Origin of the sequence: Marinitenerispora sediminis, from assembly GCF_003336425.1 — a bacterium.
Classification (GTDB): Bacteria; Actinomycetota; Actinomycetes; order Streptosporangiales; family Streptosporangiaceae; genus Marinitenerispora; species Marinitenerispora sediminis.
The window spans coordinates 1-20036 of sequence record NZ_QEIO01000102.1; the positions used below are offsets into that span (position 1 = coordinate 1).

At 72.8% G+C, this 20036-nt stretch carries 18 protein-coding genes and 2 pseudogenes; 8 read left to right on the forward strand and 12 right to left on the reverse strand.

The window, feature by feature from the left end; genetic code table 11:
• Positions 1-67 precede the first annotated feature (67 nt).
• Positions 68-1105 (reverse strand): NAD-dependent epimerase/dehydratase family protein, encoded by a 1038-nt coding sequence (locus tag DEF28_RS18535; RefSeq protein ID WP_114400802.1) that lies wholly within the window; start codon positions 1103-1105, stop codon positions 68-70.
• 1497 nt (positions 1106-2602) lie between these two features.
• Here DEF28_RS18535 and DEF28_RS18545 point away from each other — a divergent pair.
• Positions 2603-3811, forward strand: a complete 1209-nt coding sequence (locus DEF28_RS18545; protein ID WP_114446182.1) for an amidase family protein — start codon at positions 2603-2605, stop codon at positions 3809-3811.
• 58 nt (positions 3812-3869) lie between these two features.
• Here the strand turns inward: DEF28_RS18545 and DEF28_RS18550 are convergent, their stop codons facing one another.
• Positions 3870-4697 (reverse strand): peptidoglycan recognition protein family protein, encoded by an 828-nt coding sequence (locus DEF28_RS18550; RefSeq protein WP_114400627.1) that lies wholly within the window; start codon positions 4695-4697, stop codon positions 3870-3872.
• 1332 nt (positions 4698-6029) lie between these two features.
• On the opposite strand from DEF28_RS18550, the gene DEF28_RS18555 reads away from it, so the two are divergent.
• Positions 6030-6395 carry a DUF742 domain-containing protein gene (locus DEF28_RS18555; RefSeq protein ID WP_233515395.1) on the forward strand — a complete coding sequence of 122 codons (366 nt, stop codon included), beginning with the start codon at positions 6030-6032 and terminating at the stop codon, positions 6393-6395.
• 174 nt (positions 6396-6569) lie between these two features.
• Here DEF28_RS18555 and DEF28_RS18560 read toward each other — a convergent pair whose 3' ends face one another.
• The 3 genes from DEF28_RS18560 to DEF28_RS28840 all read right to left on the reverse strand — a co-directional run bounded on the left by DEF28_RS18560 (position 6570) and on the right by DEF28_RS28840 (position 8127).
• Complete coding sequence (locus DEF28_RS18560; protein ID WP_114400626.1) at positions 6570-7130, reverse strand: carboxymuconolactone decarboxylase family protein; 561 nt, start codon at positions 7128-7130, stop codon at positions 6570-6572.
• 349 nt (positions 7131-7479) lie between these two features.
• Positions 7480-7875 carry a RidA family protein gene (locus DEF28_RS18565; protein ID WP_114400628.1) on the reverse strand — a complete coding sequence of 132 codons (396 nt, stop codon included), beginning with the start codon at positions 7873-7875 and terminating at the stop codon, positions 7480-7482.
• A 123-nt stretch (positions 7876-7998) separates the two neighbouring features.
• Positions 7999-8127: a hypothetical protein gene (locus DEF28_RS28840; RefSeq protein WP_258862693.1), complete on the reverse strand. Its 129-nt coding sequence runs from the start codon at positions 8125-8127 to the stop codon at positions 7999-8001.
• On the opposite strand from DEF28_RS28840, the pseudogene DEF28_RS18570 reads away from it, so the two are divergent.
• Positions 8081-8985, forward strand: a pseudogene (locus DEF28_RS18570) (helix-turn-helix transcriptional regulator). The gene DEF28_RS28840 and the pseudogene DEF28_RS18570 overlap by 47 nt on opposite strands.
• A 456-nt stretch (positions 8986-9441) precedes the next feature.
• Here DEF28_RS18570 and DEF28_RS18575 read toward each other — a convergent pair.
• Positions 9442-9900, reverse strand: coding sequence for a TIGR03668 family PPOX class F420-dependent oxidoreductase (locus DEF28_RS18575; RefSeq protein ID WP_114433525.1), 459 nt, complete (start codon positions 9898-9900; stop codon positions 9442-9444).
• A gap of 67 nt (positions 9901-9967) precedes the next feature.
• Between DEF28_RS18575 and DEF28_RS18580 the strand changes: the two genes are divergently transcribed.
• Together DEF28_RS18580 and DEF28_RS18585 are read left to right on the forward strand one after the other, a co-directional pair.
• Positions 9968-10678, forward strand: coding sequence for a GntR family transcriptional regulator (locus DEF28_RS18580; RefSeq protein WP_114400088.1), 711 nt, complete (start codon positions 9968-9970; stop codon positions 10676-10678).
• Positions 10679-10763: 85 nt separating this feature from the next.
• The gene (locus DEF28_RS18585) at positions 10764-11774 is read left to right on the forward strand and encodes a 1-aminocyclopropane-1-carboxylate deaminase (RefSeq protein ID WP_114400089.1); all 1011 of its coding nucleotides are present in this window, start codon (positions 10764-10766) and stop codon (positions 11772-11774) included.
• Between the two features lie 54 nt (positions 11775-11828).
• On the opposite strand, the gene DEF28_RS18590 is transcribed toward DEF28_RS18585, so the two are convergent.
• From DEF28_RS18590 to DEF28_RS18605, 4 genes and pseudogenes are all read right to left on the reverse strand, one after another.
• Positions 11829-13010 carry an anhydro-N-acetylmuramic acid kinase gene (locus tag DEF28_RS18590; RefSeq protein WP_114400090.1) on the reverse strand — a complete coding sequence of 394 codons (1182 nt, stop codon included), beginning with the start codon at positions 13008-13010 and terminating at the stop codon, positions 11829-11831.
• Positions 13007-13246, reverse strand: coding sequence for a DUF397 domain-containing protein (locus DEF28_RS18595; protein ID WP_114400091.1), 240 nt, complete (start codon positions 13244-13246; stop codon positions 13007-13009). The genes DEF28_RS18590 and DEF28_RS18595 overlap by 4 nt, the downstream gene beginning before the upstream one ends.
• 53 nt (positions 13247-13299) lie before the next feature.
• On the reverse strand, positions 13300-13494 hold the full coding sequence (locus DEF28_RS18600; protein ID WP_114400092.1) for a DUF397 domain-containing protein: 195 nt from the start codon (positions 13492-13494) through the stop codon (positions 13300-13302).
• A 10-nt stretch (positions 13495-13504) separates the two neighbouring features.
• A pseudogene (locus DEF28_RS18605) lies at positions 13505-14407 on the reverse strand (DUF5753 domain-containing protein).
• Between the two features lie 218 nt (positions 14408-14625).
• Between DEF28_RS18605 and DEF28_RS18610 the strand changes: the two are divergent.
• The 3 genes from DEF28_RS18610 to DEF28_RS18620 all read left to right on the forward strand — a co-directional run bounded on the left by DEF28_RS18610 (position 14626) and on the right by DEF28_RS18620 (position 17607).
• Positions 14626-15096: an ATP-binding protein gene (locus tag DEF28_RS18610; protein ID WP_114400093.1), complete on the forward strand. Its 471-nt coding sequence runs from the start codon at positions 14626-14628 to the stop codon at positions 15094-15096.
• A gap of 149 nt (positions 15097-15245) precedes the next feature.
• Positions 15246-15584: a hypothetical protein gene (locus tag DEF28_RS18615; protein ID WP_114400094.1), complete on the forward strand. Its 339-nt coding sequence runs from the start codon at positions 15246-15248 to the stop codon at positions 15582-15584.
• 397 nt (positions 15585-15981) lie between these two features.
• Positions 15982-17607: a peptide chain release factor 3 gene (locus DEF28_RS18620; RefSeq protein WP_114400095.1), complete on the forward strand. Its 1626-nt coding sequence runs from the start codon at positions 15982-15984 to the stop codon at positions 17605-17607.
• Positions 17608-17890: 283 nt separating this feature from the next.
• Here DEF28_RS18620 and DEF28_RS18625 read toward each other — a convergent pair whose 3' ends face one another.
• The gene (locus DEF28_RS18625) at positions 17891-18889 is read right to left on the reverse strand and encodes a tetratricopeptide repeat protein (RefSeq protein ID WP_114400096.1); all 999 of its coding nucleotides are present in this window, start codon (positions 18887-18889) and stop codon (positions 17891-17893) included.
• A 174-nt stretch (positions 18890-19063) separates the two neighbouring features.
• On the reverse strand, positions 19064-19879 hold the full coding sequence (locus DEF28_RS18630) for a dioxygenase family protein (RefSeq protein WP_114400097.1): 816 nt from the start codon (positions 19877-19879) through the stop codon (positions 19064-19066).
• Between the last annotated feature and the right edge of the window lie 157 nt (positions 19880-20036).

The window sequence follows — 20036 nt, forward strand, 5'->3', positions numbered from 1 at the left end:
ATTCGGGGGTCAGCGGCGGACAAGGCATCTCCTCGTGGGGTGGGAGATCGGGCGCTGGTGGGTCGGGTCAGAAGGCGGCCTTGGCGAGCGCGAGCGCGCCCTGCCGCCACGGATCGCGGCTGGTGCGTCCGGCCGCGCTCGGCCGCGCGTCCTTCGGCTGCTGCCGCCACCACTCGAAGCTGCGCAGGATGGCCTCGCGGTTGGAGTAGCGGGGGGTGAACCCGAGGCGGTCCCGGATGCGCCGGATGTCCATGTAGGAGTCCGCGCACAGCTTGTGGATCAGGCGCCGGTACACCGGGGAGACGCCGGCCCGGGCCAGCAGCTCCAGGGCCGCCACGGCGGGACGCATCGGCAGCGAGACGACCCGCCGGCCACGGGAGGCGGCGTCGAGGACGGCCTGGAAGTCCTCCCGCAGCGTTCCGAACTCGGCGGCCCCGACGTTGAACTCGGTGTTGACCACGTCGTCTGGGAGCGCTCCCGCCCGTAGGACGGCATCGACCAGGTCCTCGACGTCGAGCATCTGGTTGCGGTTGTCGCCGCTGCCGAGCACCGGGAAGTTGCGACCCTCCTCCGCCCACTCGAAGAGCATGGAGAAGATCCCGAGCCGCCCCGGGCCGACGAAGGTCTTGGGCCGCAGCACCGGGACCACCATGCCGTCGGCACGGAACTCCTCGGCCAGCTCCTCGGCCCGGGCCTTGGCGCGGCCGTAGGCGTCGACCGGCTGGCGCGGATGCGTCTCGGGCGTGGGGACCAGTGTCGGCAGCCCGTAGACCGACCCGGTGGACAGGTGCACGACGCGGGGGATGCCGAGCCGGCGCGCCTCGGTCAGCACGGTCCGAGTACCACCGACGACGATGGAGTCGATCTGCGCGGCGGAGTAGCTGGGCAGCGCGGACGCGCTGTGCACGACGAGGTCCACGCCCCGGGCGGCACCGCGGACGGCGTCCGGATCGCGGACGTCCCCGCGCACCTGCCGGGACAGCGGCGACCCGGCCGGGTGCACCAGGTCGAGTCCGACGGTCTCGCAGCCGTCCCGTGCCAGGCGCTCGACGAGCGCCGTCCCGAGCATCCCGCTACTTCCCGTGACGAGGACGCGTCTCAGCATGGCGGCACCGCCTCGGCGCGCGGACGGCCGTTCCTCGGGGGTCCTGCCGGCGGAACGGGGCCGGAAATCCGGGCCGCCGCGCACGCCGAAGGCATTTCCACCAGCTTTTCCGTCATTGACAACCACCTTTCTCGGGCATGATCAGCGACCGGCGGACCGGCCACCGGAGAATGGCGTGAGAGATTGTTCGAAAAAGAGTCGAAACGAATGGCCGGACAATGCGGAACCGCCGAGCGACGAGGGAGGAACGCACTCCTTTCCGGATCACGTGGAATGGCGGCGACCGAATAAGTGGGGCACGTGTACGGTTCGAACGGCGAGCGCGGCCGCGGACCGCTGCGGCGGGCCGGCTCCGGCCGCCTCCCGGGCGCGTGCCAGTGGGCGGACGCGGCGCGGGTCGGCGCGCCGGACGCGATCGCACGCGACCGCGCCACGGCGCCGGGCTGTCACCGGACGGCGCTGTCCGGTGGCAGCCCGCGGGAGCGGAACGGAGCGTGCCACCCATGACGGGCACCCGCGGCCGCACCGCGGCAGCGGCCGGCACGCGCCAGCACCCGCACCGGAGCGCTGCCTCAGCAGGTCAACGAGTTGACCGGCGGAGGCGGCAGCGCTCCGCCGCCGACGCCGCGCGAACGGCCGGCCGCATGGGCGGGGTCAGGGCCCGGCGGCCGACCACACCGCACCAGTGGGCGGCGGATGCCCGCCGCCGGCGCGGTGAGCCGCGGTCATGGGGAGGGGTGGCGGGTCTACCCGTCCAGCGGGAGTCCGCGGCGGCGGAGCACCACGGGACGCCGGAAAGGACCCGGATCGAGGTGGGAACGGGCACACCGCGCCCTCGGGTCGCGTCGGCGAATGGCGCGGGGCCGCGAATGGCGGACCGTACCTTCCCTGGCGCGGCGGCAATTCTCGAAAGTTTCGCCTCCGAGATTCCCGGTACATGGCTGTTCCCATCACCCATTCCCTTGTCCGGGCGCTCTCCCGCCCTTTTCACCGGAACAGCGAGTTTTTGCCGACTTTCCCAGGTCGCCTTCGACGCCACGTCCGCCGGCCCGAATGCGACGGACAGAGTCAACCACATCGACATTGCGGATTCCAGATCCCGATGTGGCATCACATGGGTTCACATATGGCATTGATTGGTGATCATTCGTCACGCTCCGCGCGTGACCCGCAGTGACGAGTCACCCCCGGGAGTCGATCTCGCTCCACCTGTGACGGGAATCTCATCCGCGTGTGAAGAAACGTCATCCCGCCCACATCCCATGGCGAGGCGCTCCGCACCGCCCCGTGCCCGCCGGGGGTCCGGGCGGGCCGGACGGCGGCAGGATTCCCACCGGGAACCGCACGCGGGAGCAGCCGGGTTCCGGGCGGATTCCGGATCGGCCACCGGCCGCGTCCCGCCGCACCGCTACGTGCCACGCTGGAGCCCGAGCGGCGCGGCCGGACGGTGCGGCCCGGTCCCGGCCGCGGAGGAAGAAGCGAGGAGTGGCAGCCCCGATGACGGACGCCCCGCTGCGGTCCGGCGGTCCGGGTCCGGCCGCCGGACCGGACGACCGGCCGAGTGTGCGCGGCATCGCCCGCCGCGTGCGGAGCGGCACGACCACTGCGGCGGCCGTGGTCGCCGACGCCCTCGCCGTGATCGGGGCCCGCGACCCGGCCCTGCGCGCCTTCCGCGAGGTCTGGCCGGAGCGCGCGGCCCGGCTGGCCGCGCGGGTGGACGACGCCGTGCGGCGCGGGGACCCGCCGCGGCTGGCCGGTGTCCCGCTCGCGGTGAAGGCGTGGGGCAGCACCGGATCGGTGCCGGCCCGGCGGCTGGTCGCCGCCGGCTGCGTACCGGTCGGCTCGACCTCGGTGCCGGACCCGGCGACTCCGTGGCAGACCTGGGGAAGCACCGACCGGGGGCCGACCGCCAACCCGTGGCGGGCGGACCGGGTCCCCGGCGGCTCGTCGGCCGGGTCGGCCGCCGCGGTGGCGGCGGGGATGGTGCCGCTCGCCACCGGCGGGGACAGCGCCGGATCCCTGCGGATCCCCGCGGCGTGGTGCGGGGTCGTCGGCATGAAGCCGACGAACGCGCTGCTGCCCACCGCGCGCGGCGACGGGCTCGGCGCCCTGGGGGCGCTCACCTGGGACGCCGAGGACCTCGCGGTCGTCCTGGACGTGCTCTTCCCCGCCGCGGCCGGCCGCTTCACCCGGACGCTGCGGGAGCGGTCGCGGCTGACCGCCCTCTGGTCGGCGACGCTCGGGTTCGCCGACACCGACCCCGAGGTCGCACGGACCGCCTACGGCGCGGCGTGCCGCCTCGCGGCGGTCGGCGGGATCGAGCTGCGCGACGGGCCGGAGCCCCGCCTCGCGGATCCGTCCGCCGCCTGGCACGCGCTGCGTGCCGGCCCGGACCCGGCGGCCGCGGCGCTGCGCGCCGCGAACGACCAGCGGCTGGCCCGCGTGTTCGAGAGGGTGGACCTGCTCCTCACTCCTACGGTGCCGTATCCGCCGCACGCCCACGAGGGCCCCGGGGAGCGAATGAACGTCGCGCTGACCTGGGCGTTCAACGTAGGCGGGCATCCGGCCATCAGCGTTCCGGCGGGGTGGAGCCCGGACGGCTGCCCCGTGGGGCTGCAGCTGGTGGCGGCACCGTACCGTGACCACGTGCTGCCGGCGGCGGCCGCGGCGCTACCACCGCCACCCCCGCCGCCGCCCCGGGCGTGACCGCCGCTGAACGGCGGCGGGGTCGGCCGGCGGGGCGGAAGCGCGCGTCGGACGGGGGTCAGCCCGCGGCGTCGCCGGGACCCAGCGCCGGGCCGTGGTGGAACTCGGCCGCCCGCTCCGCCTCGGGCACCTCGGGGTAGGTCGGCCAGTGGTCCTGCGGGATCTCGCTGTAGCCGAGGGTGTCCAGCCGGGCCTCCAGCCGCGCCAGCCGGTTGGCAGCCTCCCGGCGGAGCTGCGGCAGCATCGCGTACAGCCGGTCGCCGGGGCAGGCCGTGGCGTTGTAGTCGCGGTGGCCGACGATGGCGGTGGCGGGGTCGAGGCTCCACTGGGCGCACAGCCACGCGCAGGTGGCGGCCAGCGAGTTGAACAGCGCGGTCGGCGGGGTGGCGGAGGTGTAGGTGCCCTCGTTCTCGATGCCGACCGTGTGGTCGTTGTGGCCGGAGACGTGCGTCCCGAGGTTGAACGTCCGGTTGCGCATGGTCGGCAGCGACTGGCTGCGCCCCTCGACGATGTGGCCGCCGCGGCTGATGGTGAGCTGCTGGCCGATGTCCTTCCAGCCCTGCGTGTCCATGTGGTAGTTCTGGATCGACCGCGACAGCGCGAACGCCTGGCTCTGCGTGTAGTTGGTGGAGTTCGCGGTCGCGGTGTGGTGCACCACGATGTGGTCCGGCCTGCGGTTGAACACGTCCACCGCGCTCCGGGGGGCTCGGGCGTTCCACGCGCCGCGGGTGTGGATGGTCGGTTGCGCCGCCGCCAGCACGCCGCGCGCGGTGCCCAGGTCGACGGCGCCGGCGAGCAGCGTCCCACCGGCCACCAGCAGCGCACCGCGGACGGCGCTCCGCCGGCTCGGCCCCGTGACCTCGCCTCCCTGTCCATATCTGGACATTTCCCACATCCTTCGCATTGGGGGATTTGGTCCACAGGAAAGCACGACCACTGAATGTAGGAAAAGCGGCACGACGTGTCGACCACCTGTCCTGATGCGGACAGCAAGTCGCCGAAAAAGCCCTTTCCTTTCTATTTTTGCGATGGTATTGACGGTTTATCAATTATGGTGGCGTCACTCTCACCGCAAACCGCACTGCCGGCGGCACCACCTGGACTTTCTCGCACGAACCATCGAAACCACGGCATTCTGGACCGGAAGAGGGGGATGCGAATAGGGGTTCTGCCCTCCGCGGCAGTGGTCTAGGGTAGGCCGATTACGGTCAGCGACCAGCCGGACGACGCAGCACCGCCACTCCGCCGAAACCTCCTGTGGACGCGCGGCGGGCGGCCGGCCGCACCGACGGCCCGCCGGCCGATACCGGCCGACCCCTCCCGCATCCGCTCCGCGGGGGGACACCAGCAGGCCGATCACCACGGACACGCCCGCCGCCCGCCCGCTCGGCCCGGCGGGCACCAGCCGGTACCGGGCCACGGCGCGGACACGGCAGCTCGCTCCAGCTCGCCCCGAGGCACCCCGGTGGGACAGGCGGGGACCTCCGCGCGACCGCTATGACGTCCCCCACATCGATGACAGAGGGTGACGGTCGGCACGCCCAGCCGACACCGGCCTCCTACCTGCGGTCTCGCACTCTTGGCCCCCAAAATCCCCCAAGCGGAACACTGGGCTGCAAATCCGGCATTCAGCCTCCAACACCCCCAAACACCACCTCTTCCCACCATCCAACGACCGGCTCGCCACGGAATCTCCCGAACTCGCTGATAAGCTCGACCCCCTGCGATGCCAGGCCTCCTGCGCTAGGCTGCGATTCACATCGTTGCCGTCTCGTGGTTTTTCGACGAACCACCGGTGCTGGGAAGCCGAATATGCTCTGCGATATCACACCCATTACCGTGAGTATTCACGCGGGTGGTCCGTCCCCAGTCTCGGAATATCGGCCGTGACGGTGTTTCCGTCCTCGTTCTCCGCGAGACCGGCGCAGTCCCCGTCTCACCGCTCGGACATGGCACGCACCCCGAGGCCCCGGCGCCCTGCACGCCGCGGGCATGCCGGATACGTCCTCGCTGATCCCCCATTGAGGAGTCGTGTTGTGACAAGCACAGCGTCACCAGACCCTTCCCCGGCCGCCCCGGCGGCACCGCACCTCCCGGCACCGCCGGGGCGGGACCGGTTCCGGCCGGGATACGGACGGACCGAACGGCCGAGCGCGGTGAGCCGGTCATGATGCCCGCTGGTCCGGCAGGCCGTTATCCGACCCCGGAAGAAGTCGCCGTGGCAGGAAGCTCGCGCAAGCGCAGGGGGGCGCGCATCCGCGCCTACACCTACACCGGCGGACGGACGCGCTCGCGCCACCCGCTCATGGTGCAGACGCTGATCTCCACCACGAATCCGGCCGACGAGCCGCCGCAGAACCTGATGCCGGAGTCGCAGAGCATCATCGTGCTGTGCCGCGAGACCCGGTCCGTCGCCGAGATCTCCGCGGCGCTGCGCATCCCGCTCGGGGTGACCCAGGTGCTGCTCGGCGATCTGGCCGACCGCGAACTCGTCTACATCCACCCGACCGTCACCGGGTTCAGCCCGTCGAGCGACCAGGTCCTGCGGCGCGCGCTCCGCGGACTGGAGCGGCTCTTCCAGTAGCCGCACGGCACCCCGTACGCGACCGGGCCGGCTCCGTGGAGCCGGCCCGGTCCGCGTCATACCTCCCAGGGCCAGCGGGCAGCTGGTTCCGGTCCGGACGCCGTGGCCGTCGCGCGCCGCATCGTGGAGCGGACATCCGGGATCCCGGGCCAGCCGTTCTCCCGGTGGCGCGGATCAGCGCTCCACGCCGAACACCCGGAGGTGCAGCGCGAGGGTCGCGTAGTAGCCGACCAGCGTGGTCAGCTCGAACAGTCCGGCCGGGCCCAGCACCCGCACCGCCTCGGCGTACTCGTCATCGGTGAGGCCGGCGCGCGCGGTGAGCAGCCGGGCGGTCCGGACGACTGCCGCCTCCACGGGGTCGTCCAGGCCCGGGTCGCCGCCGGTGCGGACGGCCGCGAGTTCGGCCTCGGTGAGTCCGACGTGCGCGCCCACCGCCTCGTGCGCGTGGCGTTCGAACGCGCTGTCCCAGTGCGCGGCCACCACGAGGATGGCCAGCTCGCGCGCCCGGTCGGAGAGAGCGCCCTCGTAGCGGATGGCGCCGCCCAGGCGCTGCAGCGCGTCGCCGAGCGCCGGCTGCAGCAGCATCGCGTTGAAGGGCCCCTCCAGGGCGCCGTCGTCACCGGTCAGCCGGAACAGCTGCGGCCCGGCCGCACGCGGTCCGCCCGCGATGTCCGCGTAGACGGCGCGCTGCCGCTCGTCGAGCTGCTCGGGGCGCAGCCTGGGGATCCTGCTCACGTTCCGGCTCCCGTCTCGCGGTGGTCGTGGGTCGCTCCCGACGATCTACCGGCTCGGCGCCCCGCCCGTCAACGCACACCCGCGCCCGAACCGCCGTCCGTCCGAGGCCGCCCCCGCGGCACTGCCCCGGTCCGCACAGGCCCTCCCGGCCGACCGACCCGCCCTCACCGGTCCACTGCCGCGTGTCCGGCGTTCAGCGGATCCCGAGGACGGGGACGGCCAGCCCGCCGAACCGGGTGGCGGCCGCGCGGGACCGCGAAGCCCCCAACGCCGACTGCCGCGCTCCTGCGCGCGGCAGACCTCCCCTCGCCCGTGCCGGTCCGACCGGCACGGGCGGGGGGAGGTCAGATCACGCCACGGCGGTCCCCTCCAGCTCGACCATCTGGCCGGGGATCGCCAGCCGTGTCACGCCGAGCATCGTGGTGGTCGGCGCCACCATGGCGGCGCCCAACCGCGCGGCCAGCACGCCGTAGTGCTGGAAGAGCAGATCGACGTCGGTGGTGTAGACGTTGAGCCGGACGAGGTTCGCGAGTGACATGTCGGCCTCGCCGAGCACGGCCTCCAGGTTGTCGATACTCAGCGCCAATTGGGCCGCCATGTCACCGTCGTGCAGGGGTTTGCCCTCGCCGCTCATGGCGGTCTGCCCGGAGCAGTACAGGGTGCGGGTGTGCCCGGAGACGATCTCTCCCTGGTTGAATCCCATCTCGGCCGACCACGTCACGGGGTTGACCGCCGTCCGTTCCAGCGCCACATCAGCTCCATTCGATTCGTCGGGTGGACGTACGTCCGTCGGCTCGGTAGCCGCACGTCTTTGACGTCGTGTGGGAAGCCTCCCAACAAATCACGACATCCTTTGTCGTGTATCTGGCTAGAGTTCTCGTATGCGCGCCGATCGGTTGGTCTCGCTGGTGCTGCTGCTGCGCCAGCGCGGTCGGCTGTCCGCGGCCACGCTGGCCCGCGAACTGGAGGTGTCCACCCGCACCGTGCTGCGGGACATCGAGGCGCTGTCCGCAGCCGGCGTCCCGGTCTACGCCGAACGCGGCCGGCACGGCGGCTTCGCGTTGCTGCCGGGCTTCCAGACCGAGCTCACCGGGCTGAACCACGACGAGGCGCTCGCCCTGCTGGTCGCCGGATCACGGCGTGGCGCGCAGGTGTTCGGCCTCGGCTCGGCGCTCGCTTCGGCCATGCTCAAGGTGGTTGACGCGCTGCCCGACAGCTCTCGGGACACCGCGGTCGGTGCGGCGCAGCGGTTGCTCGTCGACCCGGAGACCGACCTCCTCTCGCGGCGCGTGGTCGACGAGGAGGTGCCCGAGGCGGTCGTTGCCGAGATCCGGCGCGCGGTCTTCGCCGGACACAAGCTGCGCATCCACTACGCGGCTGCGGACCAGGCCCGAAGTGGCGCACCGTGGACCCGATCGGCCTGGTCACCGTACGCGGCCAGGGCTACCTGCTGGCCACGAGGTCTGGCGCGGACCGCACCTACCGGCTGGCCCGGGTGTCGGCCGCCGAGGAACTCCACGAACCCGCGCAGCGCCCCGACCGGGTCGATCTGGACCGGGCCTGGCAGGAACGCGGTACGCGGTTCCGGACCGGCGGCGACCAGGTCATGGTGCTGGTACGGGCGGACCCGGCCCGGCGCGAGGAGCTGGTGGGCACGGCGCTGGCTGTCCGTGCCGAGCAAACCGACGCGGACGGCTGGCTGCGGCTGGAGGCGGCCTTCCAAGACGCGAGGCACGCCGAATGGGCGCTGTGGCAGCTCGCCGCGGACGCGGAGGTCCTCGCCCCGCAGTGGTTGCGCACCTCCCTGGGCGACCGTGCCGCCGCGATGGCCGCCTGCTACAGAGTGTCGTCCTGAGACGTACGGCCTGCTGCGGGCCGCCGTCGGCGCGGTCCAGGCCGCTCCCTGCCCGCAGGCGCCGCCGCGGGGGCGACGCGCTGCCCTGCCGGCCGAGCCGCCCTCGCCGGTCCACCAGGCAGCCCGACGGCCGCGCGGCGGTCGGCGCGGCCGGGACCGGGCACCCGCCGGCGTCGGGGCGGGAGTGCTGGTGGGCGCTGCCACCGCTGGCGGCGGACGCCCACCCGCGCCGCGCGCAGGGTCGCGGGTCCCCGACCCGCCGGGACGCCGGCACACGTAGCGGGTGGGCGGTCGGCGGCGGACCGGGGCCGGTGCGGCGTCCTCGGCGGCGGCCGGGTGAACGCTCCGGAGAGCCCCCGCCGCCCCGGGTGAAGGCTGGGCCGGTGCCCCCCCATCGCCGGTCGGCGGGCCCCGTCCTACGGCTGGGCCGCTGGACGACGCGATGGCGCCGGGTGCTCAGTCCGCCTCCGGTAGGTCCCCGCCCGGCGGGCGGGCGGACCAGCCGGACCAGCGGGTCACGTGCACGAGGATCACCGGCCCGTCCGGTGGGTCCTCGACGTAGTGCTGGTAGCGGCGGGCGAGCAGCCGCAGCGCGGCGGCCCGGCGCGGTCCGGAGCGGACGACCTCGGCCTCGCCGTCCGCACGGCACCACCAGAGGCGGTCCCAGTCGTCGTCGTAGGCGTCGGCGAGGAGGCAGACCCGCGGGTTCTCCGCGATGTTGGCCAGCCGTTTGAGCTCCCGGGTGCGCTTGGGCTTGCGGTCGACGGCGATGACGACGGTGTCGCCGTCGCCGTCGGCTCCGGTGGCGAAGACCACCGGAACGAGGTGCGGCCGGCCGGCGGCGTCGGCGGTGGCCAGCCGAGCGACGCGTTCCGCGGCGAACCGCGCACGGGCCTGGGCGGCGTTCCAGCGCATGCTCCCAGCCTGGCAGGCCGCACCGCGGGCTTGCCGGCGAGCGAGGTGACATCTAACATTTCAGCTCATGGAGGCACAGGCACACTCACCGTCCCGTCCGCTGCGCCCCATCGGCCGCCGGCTGCTGCGCGACGAGGTGTACGTGACGCTGCGTACCGCCATCGTCTCGGGCGAACTCGCTCCCGGGCAGCCGTTGCGCGACGCCGACCTCGCCGAGCGCATGGGCCTGTCGCGGGGTCCCGTCCGCCAGGCGCTCGCGCGGCTCACCGCCGAGGGGCTGGTGGTCTCCAAACCGCAGAGCTACACCCGGGTGGCGCCACTGGACCTGCGCGCCGTCCGCGACGCGCTGGACGTCGTGCGCGCGCTCCACGAGACGGCGGTGCGTGCGGCCGTGCCGCGGATGTCCCCGGACCACCTGGAGGCCATGCGGGCGGCCAACCGGCGCTTCGCCGACGCGGTGCGCGCCGGGGCGGTCGACGAGGCCGTCGAGGCGGACGACGCCTTCCACGACGTTCCCGTCGCCGTGTGCGGCAACGCGGCGCTCGCCGAGACCATCCACCGCTACACGCCCCGGTTGCGCCGGCTGGAACGCCAGCGCTTCGGGACGCTGCCGGGCCAGCGCTCGATCCGCCGGCACGACGAGTTCGTCGCCGCCTGCGCCGCCGGGGACGTCGAGCGCGCCGCCGAGATCACCCGCCGGATCTGGGCCGAGCTGGCCGAGCTGGCCGACACGGACGCCGCGCCGAACACCCCGTCCGGGCGGCCGGAGCCGCGCTGATCCCCACCCCGGCCCATGGCCCCGCCCGGCCGGGCCTCCCACGCCGCCACTCCGACGCCGACGCCGTCCCGAAAGGTGCCCGCTGATGTCCCTCGATTCCTTCGCCCGCTTCCCGCTGCTGTTCGGCCCCTCCCCCGTCCACCGGCTGGACCGGCTCGGCGACCACCTCGGCCACCCCGGGATCTGGGCCAAGCGCGAGGACGTCAACTCCGGCCTGGCGTTCGGCGGCAACAAGACCCGGAAGCTGGAGTACCTGGTGGCCGACGCGCTCGCCCAGGGCGCCGACACCCTGGTCTCCATCGGCGGCGTGCAGTCCAACCACACCCGCCAGGTGGCCGCGGCCGCCGCCCGGGCCGGGCTGCGCGCGGTGCTGGTGCAGGAGAGCTGGGTCGACTGGCCCGACAGCGTCTATGACCGGGTGGGCAACATCCAGCTGTCCCGCATCCTCGGCGCCGACGTCCGGCTGGTCCGGGCCGGATTCGGGATCGGGGTCAAGGAGAGCTGGGAACAGGCCCTGGACGAGGTCGTCGCCGCGGGCGGGACCCCGTACGCCATCCCGGCCGGCGCCTCCGACCACCGGCTCGGCGGCCTCGGCTTCGCCGCCTGGGTGCGCGAGCTGGAGCGGCAGGAGGCGGAACTGGGGGTCTTCTTCGACACCATCGTGGTCTGCTCGGTCACCGGCAGCACCCAGGGCGGGATGATCGCGGGCGCCGCACTGGGTGGGCGCCCGCGCCGGATCATCGGCATCGACGCCTCCGCCACGCCAGCCGAGACCCGCGGCCAGGTGGCCCGCATCGCCCGGCGCACCGCGGACCTCGTCGGCGTCGGCCGGGAGATCACCGACGCCGAGATCGTCCTGGACGAGCGCTACCACGCCGGCACCTACGGCATCCCGGACGCCGCCACCATCGACGCCATCCACACCGCCGCCCGCCTGGAGGGCATGATCACCGACCCGGTGTACGAGGGGAAGTCCATGGCGGCGCTGATCGACCTCGTGCGCCGCGGCGAGATCGGCCCGGACTCCACGGTGCTCTACGCCCACCTGGGCGGGCAGCCGGCCGTCAACGGCTACAGCGCGGTGGTGGGCGCCTGAGCCCGGACCCGGGCGGACCCGGGGCGGCGGCGGAACGGCGGCCGGTCCGGCCCGTCATCCGTCCCGCGCGCCCGGGTCCCGGTCGCCGGGTCCGGTGATGCGCAGCCGCGCGGGAGGCAGGGCCGTCCCGGTGGCGGGGCTGACCCGGCCGACCAGCGTCGCGCGGCTCGCGCCCGTGCAGGACGGGATGGTGGCGGGGACGCCGTGCCAGGTGAGGAAGCCGAGCAGCGCGAACAGGTACGCCTCCTTGGCATCGGGGTCGATGCCGAGGTCGCGCGCGGTGCGCAGCCGGGCCGGGGCCAGCGCGGTGCGCAGCGCGTCCACCAGGGCCGGGTTGCGCATCCCGCCGCCAGAGGCGACGACCTCGGTGACGCCGTACGCGCGGCAGGCGTCGGCCACCGTGCTCGCGGTGAGGGCGACGAGGGTGGCCAGCAGGTCGTCGTGGGAGACGGCGCGGCCGGCGAGCGCGGCCTCCAGGTAGCCGGCGTGGAAGAGCTCCTTGCCGGTGGTTTTCGGTGCCGGCCGGGCGTAGTAGGGGTCGGCCCGGAGCCGGGCGAGGAGGTCGCCGTGCACCCGGCCGCGCCGCGCGCCGGCGCCGTCGCGGTCCAGGTGCGCCCGGCCGCCGGTGGCGCGGGCCACGGCGGCGTCCAGCAGCGCGTTGGCCGGGCCGACGTCGAAGGCGACGGGGTCGCGCCCGGGTGCGACCACCGTGAGGTTGGCGATCCCGCCGAGGTTGAGCGCGGCGGCCGGAGCGTCGCGGCCGGCCAGCCAGAGCACGTCGAGCGTGCTCGCGAGCGGCGCCCCCTGCCCGCCCGCCGCGACGTCGCGGGCGCGCGGGTCCGAGACGACCGGCAGGCCGGTGGTCTCGGCGATCCACGCCGGCTGGCCGAGTTGCAGGGTGCCGCGCACCGCGCCGTCCTCGACCCAGTGGTACACGGTCTGCCCGTGCGAGACGACGAGATCGGCCCGCCCGCCGGGGCACAGCTCGGCCTGCGCCAGCCGCGCCGCATCCGCGAACGCCTGCCCGATCCGGGTGTCCAGCCGGCAGACCTCGGCCATGGTGACCTGGGCAGGCGGCAGCGCGGCGAGCACATCCGCGCGCAGGTCGGTCGGGTAGCCGGCCTCGCGGTGGCCGAGCGGGGTGAGATGGATGGTGTCGCCGTCGAGGCGGAGATCGGCGACGGCCACGTCGATGCCGTCCACCGAGGTGCCGGACGACAGGCCGATGACGATCACCGGGTGGCGGTGTCCCGGGTGAGGACGGCGACGAAGGCGGACCACTCGGCGGCGGGGAAGTCGAGGTGGCCGGCGTGGGGGTGCTGGGAGTCGCGGACCGCTGAGTGGCCGGTGGAGAGGGCGGCGACCTCCACGCAGTTCTGATTGCGATTGCTGTAACTACTCTTGTGGAACGCGACCTCCACGCAGTTCTGATTGCGGTTGCTGTAACTGCTCTTGCGGAACCTCAGCTCCATTAACTCGTGCTCCTCGTAGAGTCGGCAGCCCCAGACTGGGGCTGCCGGGCGGGTCACAGCCGGTCGCGTTTCACATCAGCGAGGAACACCGCCATCTCGGCAGCCGGGAACACAATGAATCCGGCATCCGGGTTCTGACTGTCACGAACCGCAGCCCCACCGGGGAGATCAGCAACCTCCACGCAGTTCTGCGTCTTGGCTTGGCTGTAGCTGGACTTGCGGAAGTCGAGGCGGGATGCGGCAAGCATGAGGGTCCTTCTACTGGATCATCTGCTCTAGGAAGACCTGTGAGTCCTCGACCGAAAGCGCCGACGCCTGCACATGGTCGTAGACCATCTCACAGTGTTCGATCTCTACGGGTTCCTCGTAGAACAGCTCGGCCATCACGTCCTCCCTGTATACCACCGGCGGATCCTCCGGGAAGTCCAGGATGACGAAGCTGCCGGTTGTCGCAGCGTGCAGTCCTACAGCGAAGGGAAGGACCTGAACCCGTAGCCACGGACGCTGGACTTCGATGAGGTAGCGAACCTGCTCCTCACGGAGCTGAGCTGGGATGCGGTGCAGCGCGGCCTCATCGATGATGGCCCAGATACGCGGCGCGTCGGATCGGATGAGGATCTGCTTTCGCATCTCCCGCGCCTCCACACGACGATCGACCTCCCCTTGGTCGGTAATGCCGTAACTGCGCGCGATGGCGCGCAGTTACGACTCGGTCTGCAGCAGCCCGGGAATCACCAGCGCCTCGTAAGTGCGTATGCGCGAGGCTTCGATCTCCAGACCCACATAAGTGCCGCGTCCGATCACATCGGAGTAGCTCACCCACCAGCCGCGCTGACGTGCCTGCCGGGCCAGGGCGAGGTAGGACTCACGCTCATCGGGATCGCTAACACCGTAGATGTCGAGCAGAACGTCGACGTCCTTGACGTTCGGCCGTGCCCACTCGTTGTTCTCGATCCGGGTGAGCTTGCCGCGCGACCAGCGCCCACCGCGTTCCTTCGCCTCGGTGGTGACCTGCTCCGACGTGATTCCTTTGGCCTCGCGCAGTTCACGGAGGCGTCGTGAGAGTCGCCTGCGTCGCAGGGGCGGGCTACTGGCCATCTTCGGATCGCTCCTCGCGTTCTGGTAGCCGAATCCTATGGCCAGCTTGCGACTTCCGGACATTTAGTACACCACCCAAGTCCCGATGGACGTTTTAGGGCAGTTCTACACCCCCCATTTTCATTCCCGGATTGTTTTCTTAACTTGGGCATTGCATTTTCATCCGCCTTCGACAACCACGAGATTCGCCAGACCGCACCGCGTCACAATCTCCGCCAAATCAGACCATTGCACATCAATTTATCAATGTTTCCTTTTGTCCAATTCGATTAGGACTATTGATGATTTCACCCGTCAACTGCCTCCGCACCGTCGTCACCGTCCGCCTCTCCGGCCTCCACCTCGACGACATCCGGATCGCCCGCGACAGCGTCGGCGCGATCCTCCGGAAAGAGCCCCCCGACCTCGCCCACACCGCTACGCTGCTCACCAGCGAACTCGCGACCAACGCCCTGATCCACGGCGACACCGCCAACCTGCGCCCCGGGCAGCCGCCCACCCTCGTCGCTCCTCGGCCGTTCTCCGTCGCCGTCGAGGTGTGGATCAGTGAGGTCTGTGTCCGAGTACGCGGCATGGGCTCACGGACGGCCGTCCTGCGCCCGCACCGTGACCGGGTCTGGGACGAGGACGGTCGCGGCCTCGCCCTCGTTGACGCCCTCTCCCATGACTGGGGCACCGACGGCGACCACTCCTACCGGCAGGTGTGGTTCACACTGCCCCGCCGCCCGGCCGCCGTCCTTCCCGCCGCATGAGCGCCGACAGACAACCGCGCCGGCCCTGGGACAAGCAGGGCCGGCGCGGCACCCCGAATCTAGCGCACCCGGTCCGACCACGGGCGGCCCCGAACGGAGGCCGCCCGTACTCCGACGACCACCAGGAACCGACCAGAAGGAGAACCGTCATGGCCACCCCCAGCACCACCCTCGCTCCGCCGGACGCCCCGCAGACCGTCCTCCCGCACTGGATGGCCGTCGCCGCCGCCCGGCCTCCCCGGTCGAGCAGGCCCGCGCGCGTGGTCACCCACCACGACATCGCCCGGCTGCGCGCCGAGGTGAACGGACTCGACTACTGGCCGCAGCGCGCCGCCAAGCCCCCGGCGCCCTCGCTGCGCCGCCGCTGGCAGTGGTGGCTGGCGGACCACGGCGACCAGCTCAGGGCGACCGTGCGCACCTCGGCGGTGTTCACCCTCGCCATGGCCGCCGTGCTGTTCGGCCCGGAGATCGGCCGCCTCCTCGGCTGAGGTCCGGCCGGAGGCGGGTCGAGGCGTGCCCCTCACCGCCCGAGAACGGTTCGACGGGCGCGAGCACGGTGCGGGACGCGCGGCGGCACGCCGAAGGTTCACTGGGGACGCCTTCGGCGTGGTCCGCCTCCGAGGGGCGGGCCGCCCGGCCGGGGCGCCGCACTCGCCCTACCTTCCCCCATCCCCCGTCCCCCGTCTCCGTCAGGAAACGAGCGGCTGACGGACCGGCCGCGCGTGGGGGCACCGGACGTCCGGCGCCGGCCCGGGGACGAACGGCCAGCGCCGGACACGCCCTAGCATGGGCGGAGGCCGCCGTGGGGCTGCGCCGGAGTGAGCGGCACGGCACTGGCGGGGGATCAGCAGAACGGGCCAGTGCCTGAGCAAGGAGAGACATCCGGTGACTGCGGCAGCGGAGACCCCGACGCGCAAGGGTTCGGAGGCGGCGGCCGAGGCCGCGCGGCGCCGGACGTTCGCGGTGATCTCACACCCCGACGCCGGTAAGTCGACGCTGACCGAGGCGCTGGCGCTGCACGCCGCGGCCATCACCTCGGCCGGCGCCGTGCACGGCAAGGGCGACCGGCGGGGCGTGACCTCAGACTGGATGGAGATGGAACGCGCGCGCGGCATCTCCATCACCTCGGCCGCACTGCGCATCGACTACGCCGACCGGGTCCTCAACCTGCTCGACACCCCCGGCCACGCGGACTTCTCCGAGGACACCTACCGGGTGCTGGCCGCCGTGGACAGCGCGATCATGCTGCTGGACTCGGCCAAGGGCCTGGAGCCGCAGACGCTGAAGCTGTTCGACGTCTGCCGGGCACGCAAGATCCCGGTTGTCACCTTCGTCAACAAGTGGGACCGCCCGGGGCGGGAACCGCTGGAGCTGCTGGACGAGATCGAGCAGCGGATCGGGCTGCGTCCCACCCCGCTGAACTGGCCGGTGGGCATCGCGGGTGACTTCCGCGGCCTGATCGACCGCACCACCGGCCGCTACACCAAGCTGCACCGCACCCCCGGCGGCGCCACCCGCGCCGAGGAGGAGCCGATGGACGCGGAGCGCGCCGCCGAGGTCGAGGGCGCCGCCTGGGAGCAGGCCCAGGAGGAGATCGAGCTGCTCGGCGAGATCGGCGCGGACTTCGACGAGGAGTCGTTCCTGGCGGGCGAGTCCTCACCAGTGCTGTTCGGCGCCGCGCTGCCCAACTTCGGGGTCGCCGCGCTGCTGGAGAGCCTGGTCCGGCTGGCTCCCGCTCCCTCGGCGCAGCGCGACACCTCGGGCGAGCCGCGTCCGGTGGAGGCGCCGTTCTCGGGCCTGGTCTTCAAGATGCAGGCCAACATGGACAAGCAGCACCGGGACCGGATGGCGTTCGTGCGGGTCTGCTCGGGGCGGTTCGACCGCGGCATGGTGCTCACCCACGCGGCGACCGGGCGGCCGTTCGCGACGAAGTACTCCCAGGCCGTGTTCGGCAGCGAGCGGCAGACCATCGACACCGCCTACCCCGGCGACGTGATCGCGCTGGTCAACGCCAACGCGCTGCGCGTCGGCGACACGCTCTTCGACGGCGACCCGGTGGAGTTCCCGCCGATCCCGAGCTTCGCGCCGGAGCACTTCGCGGTGGCGCGGGCGGTGGACTCGGGCCGCTACAAGCAGTTCCGGCGCGGGATCGAGCAGCTGGACACCGAGGGCGTGGTGCAGGTGCTCGTCTCGGACGTACGCGGCGAGCAGGCCCCCGTCCTCGCCGCGGTCGGCCCACTGCAGTTCGACGTGGTCCGCCACCGGATGGAGCACGAGTTCCGGGCGCCGATCGAGCTGTCCCACCTGGACTACAACCTGGCCCGCCGCACGGACGCCGCGTCCGCGCCCGTCCTGCACGGGCTGTCCGGCGCGGAGGTGCTCAGCCGCCGCCTCGACGGCGATCTGCTCGTGCTGGTGCACAACAAGTGGCGGCTGCGGGTGATCGAGCGCGACCACCCGGACCTGGTGCTGGAGCCGCTGCTGGCCGGCGGTGTGGAGGAGCCGGGCTAGGTTCTGCTTCTTGGAAGGTCTGCGGGGGCGGGCCGAACCGCGAACGCCCGTGGGGGAAGAGCGCCGGAGCACCAGTACGCTGCCCGGCGCTCTCTTCTCTCCATCCGGGGTCCCGGGGCTGACAGAAGTCGGGTCCGCGCCCGGCGGAGGTCGCGCGGCTGGAAGGCGGCGCCCCGGACGGGACCCCGCCGGGCAACCGGCCGGGGCCCTCATCCGCGATCAGCGGGGCCGGGGGAGGTCGAGCCTCTCCCGCAGCTCCGCGAGTCCCCGGGTGCGCTGGCCGTCACGGCCGTCCCCGACATGGGTGTGCAGCGCGAGGACGAGCCTGCGGCCGCGCTCGTACCGCTCGTCGCTCCAGGTCCGCAGGCGCTCCAGTCCCGCGTGCACCGGATCGAACTCCGCGGGGAGCAAACAGGTAGAGGCCGATGTCGCCGAGCGCGGGGCGGCTGAGCTCCTGGTGGTAGAGAGCTGACTCGAACGGCTCCCGCACCACCACGCCCTCACTCACGCCGCTGGCCTCCATCTGGTCGTAGCCGAGGTCCAGGGATGCCGTGTCGCCGGCCAGCAGCTCACCGAACCGGACGGCGCCCCAGGGGTGCAGACCGGCACTCCCGGCGCAGACCGGGTGGGAGTCGTCGTGCGCCTCCTGGAGCACCTCGCCCGCCTGGTTCACTTCGCCCTGCCCGATGAGGACGTGCCCTTCGAGGTAACCCGCGTAGCCCGCGAACAGGGGGTCGCACATCTCTCGCGCGTTCCTCAACGGCTTGAGAGCCGCGGCCGGGTCGCCGCTCTGGATCAGGAGGTTGCCGAGGAAGAGGCCGGCGAGGGCCCCGGTCCCCGTGCCCTGGTGAATGTCGGCGGCCTGCTCGAATCCCGCCCGGGCCGTGTCCGGGTCGCCGGTGAGTTGGGCCGCGAGGCTTTGGAGGAGAACCCGGTCGGAGCCCAGGGGCGTGTCCGGCTGGAGGTCCGGGGCGAGCAGCACGGCGGCCAGGGGGCCCAGCCAGGGGTCCTCTCCGGCGGCGACCTGCTCCAGCCATTTCCGGCAGGGGCCGCCCAGCCCGTTCTCGCCGAGTTCGATGCCCGCCAGGGCCATGGCCGCGTGTCCGGAGGCGGCGCTGCGTCCCGCGCCGGCGATCGCGGTCAGCAGGGCCCGCGCCTCCGGGGCGTCACCCGCCCGGTGGGCCGCCAGCCCGCGTTCGACCTCGTCCGGCACGGGGCTCAGCGGGTCGGGGGGAAGCGGAAGGGCCAATCCGTGGGCATCCAGCAAGGATTGATCCGTCATGTCGCCGCTCTCTGCTCGGAGCGTTTCCGGGCGAGCCTGCCACGAGCGGCCGACACTTCGTCGCGGAGGCGCGGACCGGCCCCGAACGCCCCGCGCCGGCGGCGCGGGCCCGGCCGCACACGCCGGTACGGGGACGCCGGCGGCTCCGTGCGCTCTCGGCGGCGTGTCCAGGCCTCAGTCGAACTGGAAGGCGCGCTTGGCCAGGCCGTACCAGAAGCCGTCGATGACGCTGCGGGCGCGCTCCGTGGTCGCGGCGCCGGCACCGAGGGAGACGAACAGCGGAGCGAGGTGCTCGCTGCGCGGGTGCGCGATGTGCGCCGCCGGTCCTTTCGCCCGCCAGTCCAGCAGCGCGTCGATGTCGCCGGACTCCGCGGCGCGGTGCGCCCAGTCGTCGAACTCCACGGACCACTGCGGGGGCGCGTAACCGGGCCCCTGCCGCATGTCCACGCACGACAGGTTGTGCGTGAGGAAGCCGCTGCCCATGATCAGTACGCCCTCGTCGCGCAGCGGCGCGATGCGGCGGCCGACCTCGAACAGGTCACTGGGGTCGAGGGTGGGCAGCGAGACCTGGAGCACCGGGACGTCGGCGTCGGGGTACATCTCCTTCAGCGGCACGTAGGCGCCGTGGTCGAGCCCGCGGTCGGGTGCGTCGGCGACCGGCGCGGTGCCGCCGCCGAGCAGCCGGCGGACGCGCTCGGCCAGCCACGGTGCGCCGGGGGCCGGGTAGCGCACCTCGTAGTAGCGCTGCGGGAACCCCCAGAAGTCGTACACCAGCGGCACGGTGCTCGTGGCGCCGATGGTGACCGGCGCCGCCTCCCAGTGCGCCGACACGATGAGGACCGCCCGGGGGCGCGGCAGTTCACGGGACCAGGCGGCGAACTGCCCGGTCCAGAGCTCGTCGTCGGCCAGCGGCGGCGCGCCGTGGCCGAAGTAGAGGACGGGGAGGCGTCCGGCGGGGGTGCCGGGTCCGGGTTCGAGCGCGCTGGTCATCTGGGCCCCTTCCGTAGCGACGCCGCAGCAACTTCGCAGAAAACAATTTCCTGGGAAGAGGATAGTCGGGACCCGACCTGGGCGCCAGGTCGGGTCCCGACTATCCTCTTCCCAGGAAATTGTTTTCTGCGAAGTTGCTGCGGCGTCGCTACGGAAG

What these genes read in the sequence shown, in the direction of transcription:
- DEF28_RS18535 (WP_114400802.1), bottom strand. Translation starts at nt 1,105, where the DNA reads ATGCTGAGACGCGTCCTCGTCACGGGAAGTAGCGGGATGCTCGGGACG.
- DEF28_RS18545 (WP_114446182.1), top strand. Translation starts at nt 2,603, where the DNA reads ATGACGGACGCCCCGCTGCGGTCCGGCGGTCCGGGTCCGGCCGCCGGA.
- DEF28_RS18550 (WP_114400627.1), bottom strand. Translation starts at nt 4,697, where the DNA reads ATGTCCAGATATGGACAGGGAGGCGAGGTCACGGGGCCGAGCCGGCGG.
- DEF28_RS28840 (WP_258862693.1), bottom strand. Translation starts at nt 8,127, where the DNA reads ATGTCCCGCAGCACGGTGCGGGTGGACACCTCCAGTTCGCGGGCCAGC.
- DEF28_RS18575 (WP_114433525.1), bottom strand. Translation starts at nt 9,900, where the DNA reads ATGCGCTGGAACGCCGCCCAGGCCCGTGCGCGGTTCGCCGCGGAACGC.
- DEF28_RS18580 (WP_114400088.1), top strand. Translation starts at nt 9,968, where the DNA reads ATGGAGGCACAGGCACACTCACCGTCCCGTCCGCTGCGCCCCATCGGC.
- DEF28_RS18585 (WP_114400089.1), top strand. Translation starts at nt 10,764, where the DNA reads ATGTCCCTCGATTCCTTCGCCCGCTTCCCGCTGCTGTTCGGCCCCTCC.
- DEF28_RS18595 (WP_114400091.1), bottom strand. Translation starts at nt 13,246, where the DNA reads ATGGAGCTGAGGTTCCGCAAGAGCAGTTACAGCAACCGCAATCAGAAC.
- DEF28_RS18600 (WP_114400092.1), bottom strand. Translation starts at nt 13,494, where the DNA reads ATGCTTGCCGCATCCCGCCTCGACTTCCGCAAGTCCAGCTACAGCCAA.
- DEF28_RS18610 (WP_114400093.1), top strand. Translation starts at nt 14,626, where the DNA reads ATGATTTCACCCGTCAACTGCCTCCGCACCGTCGTCACCGTCCGCCTC.
- DEF28_RS18615 (WP_114400094.1), top strand. Translation starts at nt 15,246, where the DNA reads ATGGCCACCCCCAGCACCACCCTCGCTCCGCCGGACGCCCCGCAGACC.
- DEF28_RS18625 (WP_114400096.1), bottom strand. Translation starts at nt 18,889, where the DNA reads ATGACGGATCAATCCTTGCTGGATGCCCACGGATTGGCCCTTCCGCTT.
- DEF28_RS18630 (WP_114400097.1), bottom strand. Translation starts at nt 19,879, where the DNA reads ATGACCAGCGCGCTCGAACCCGGACCCGGCACCCCCGCCGGACGCCTC.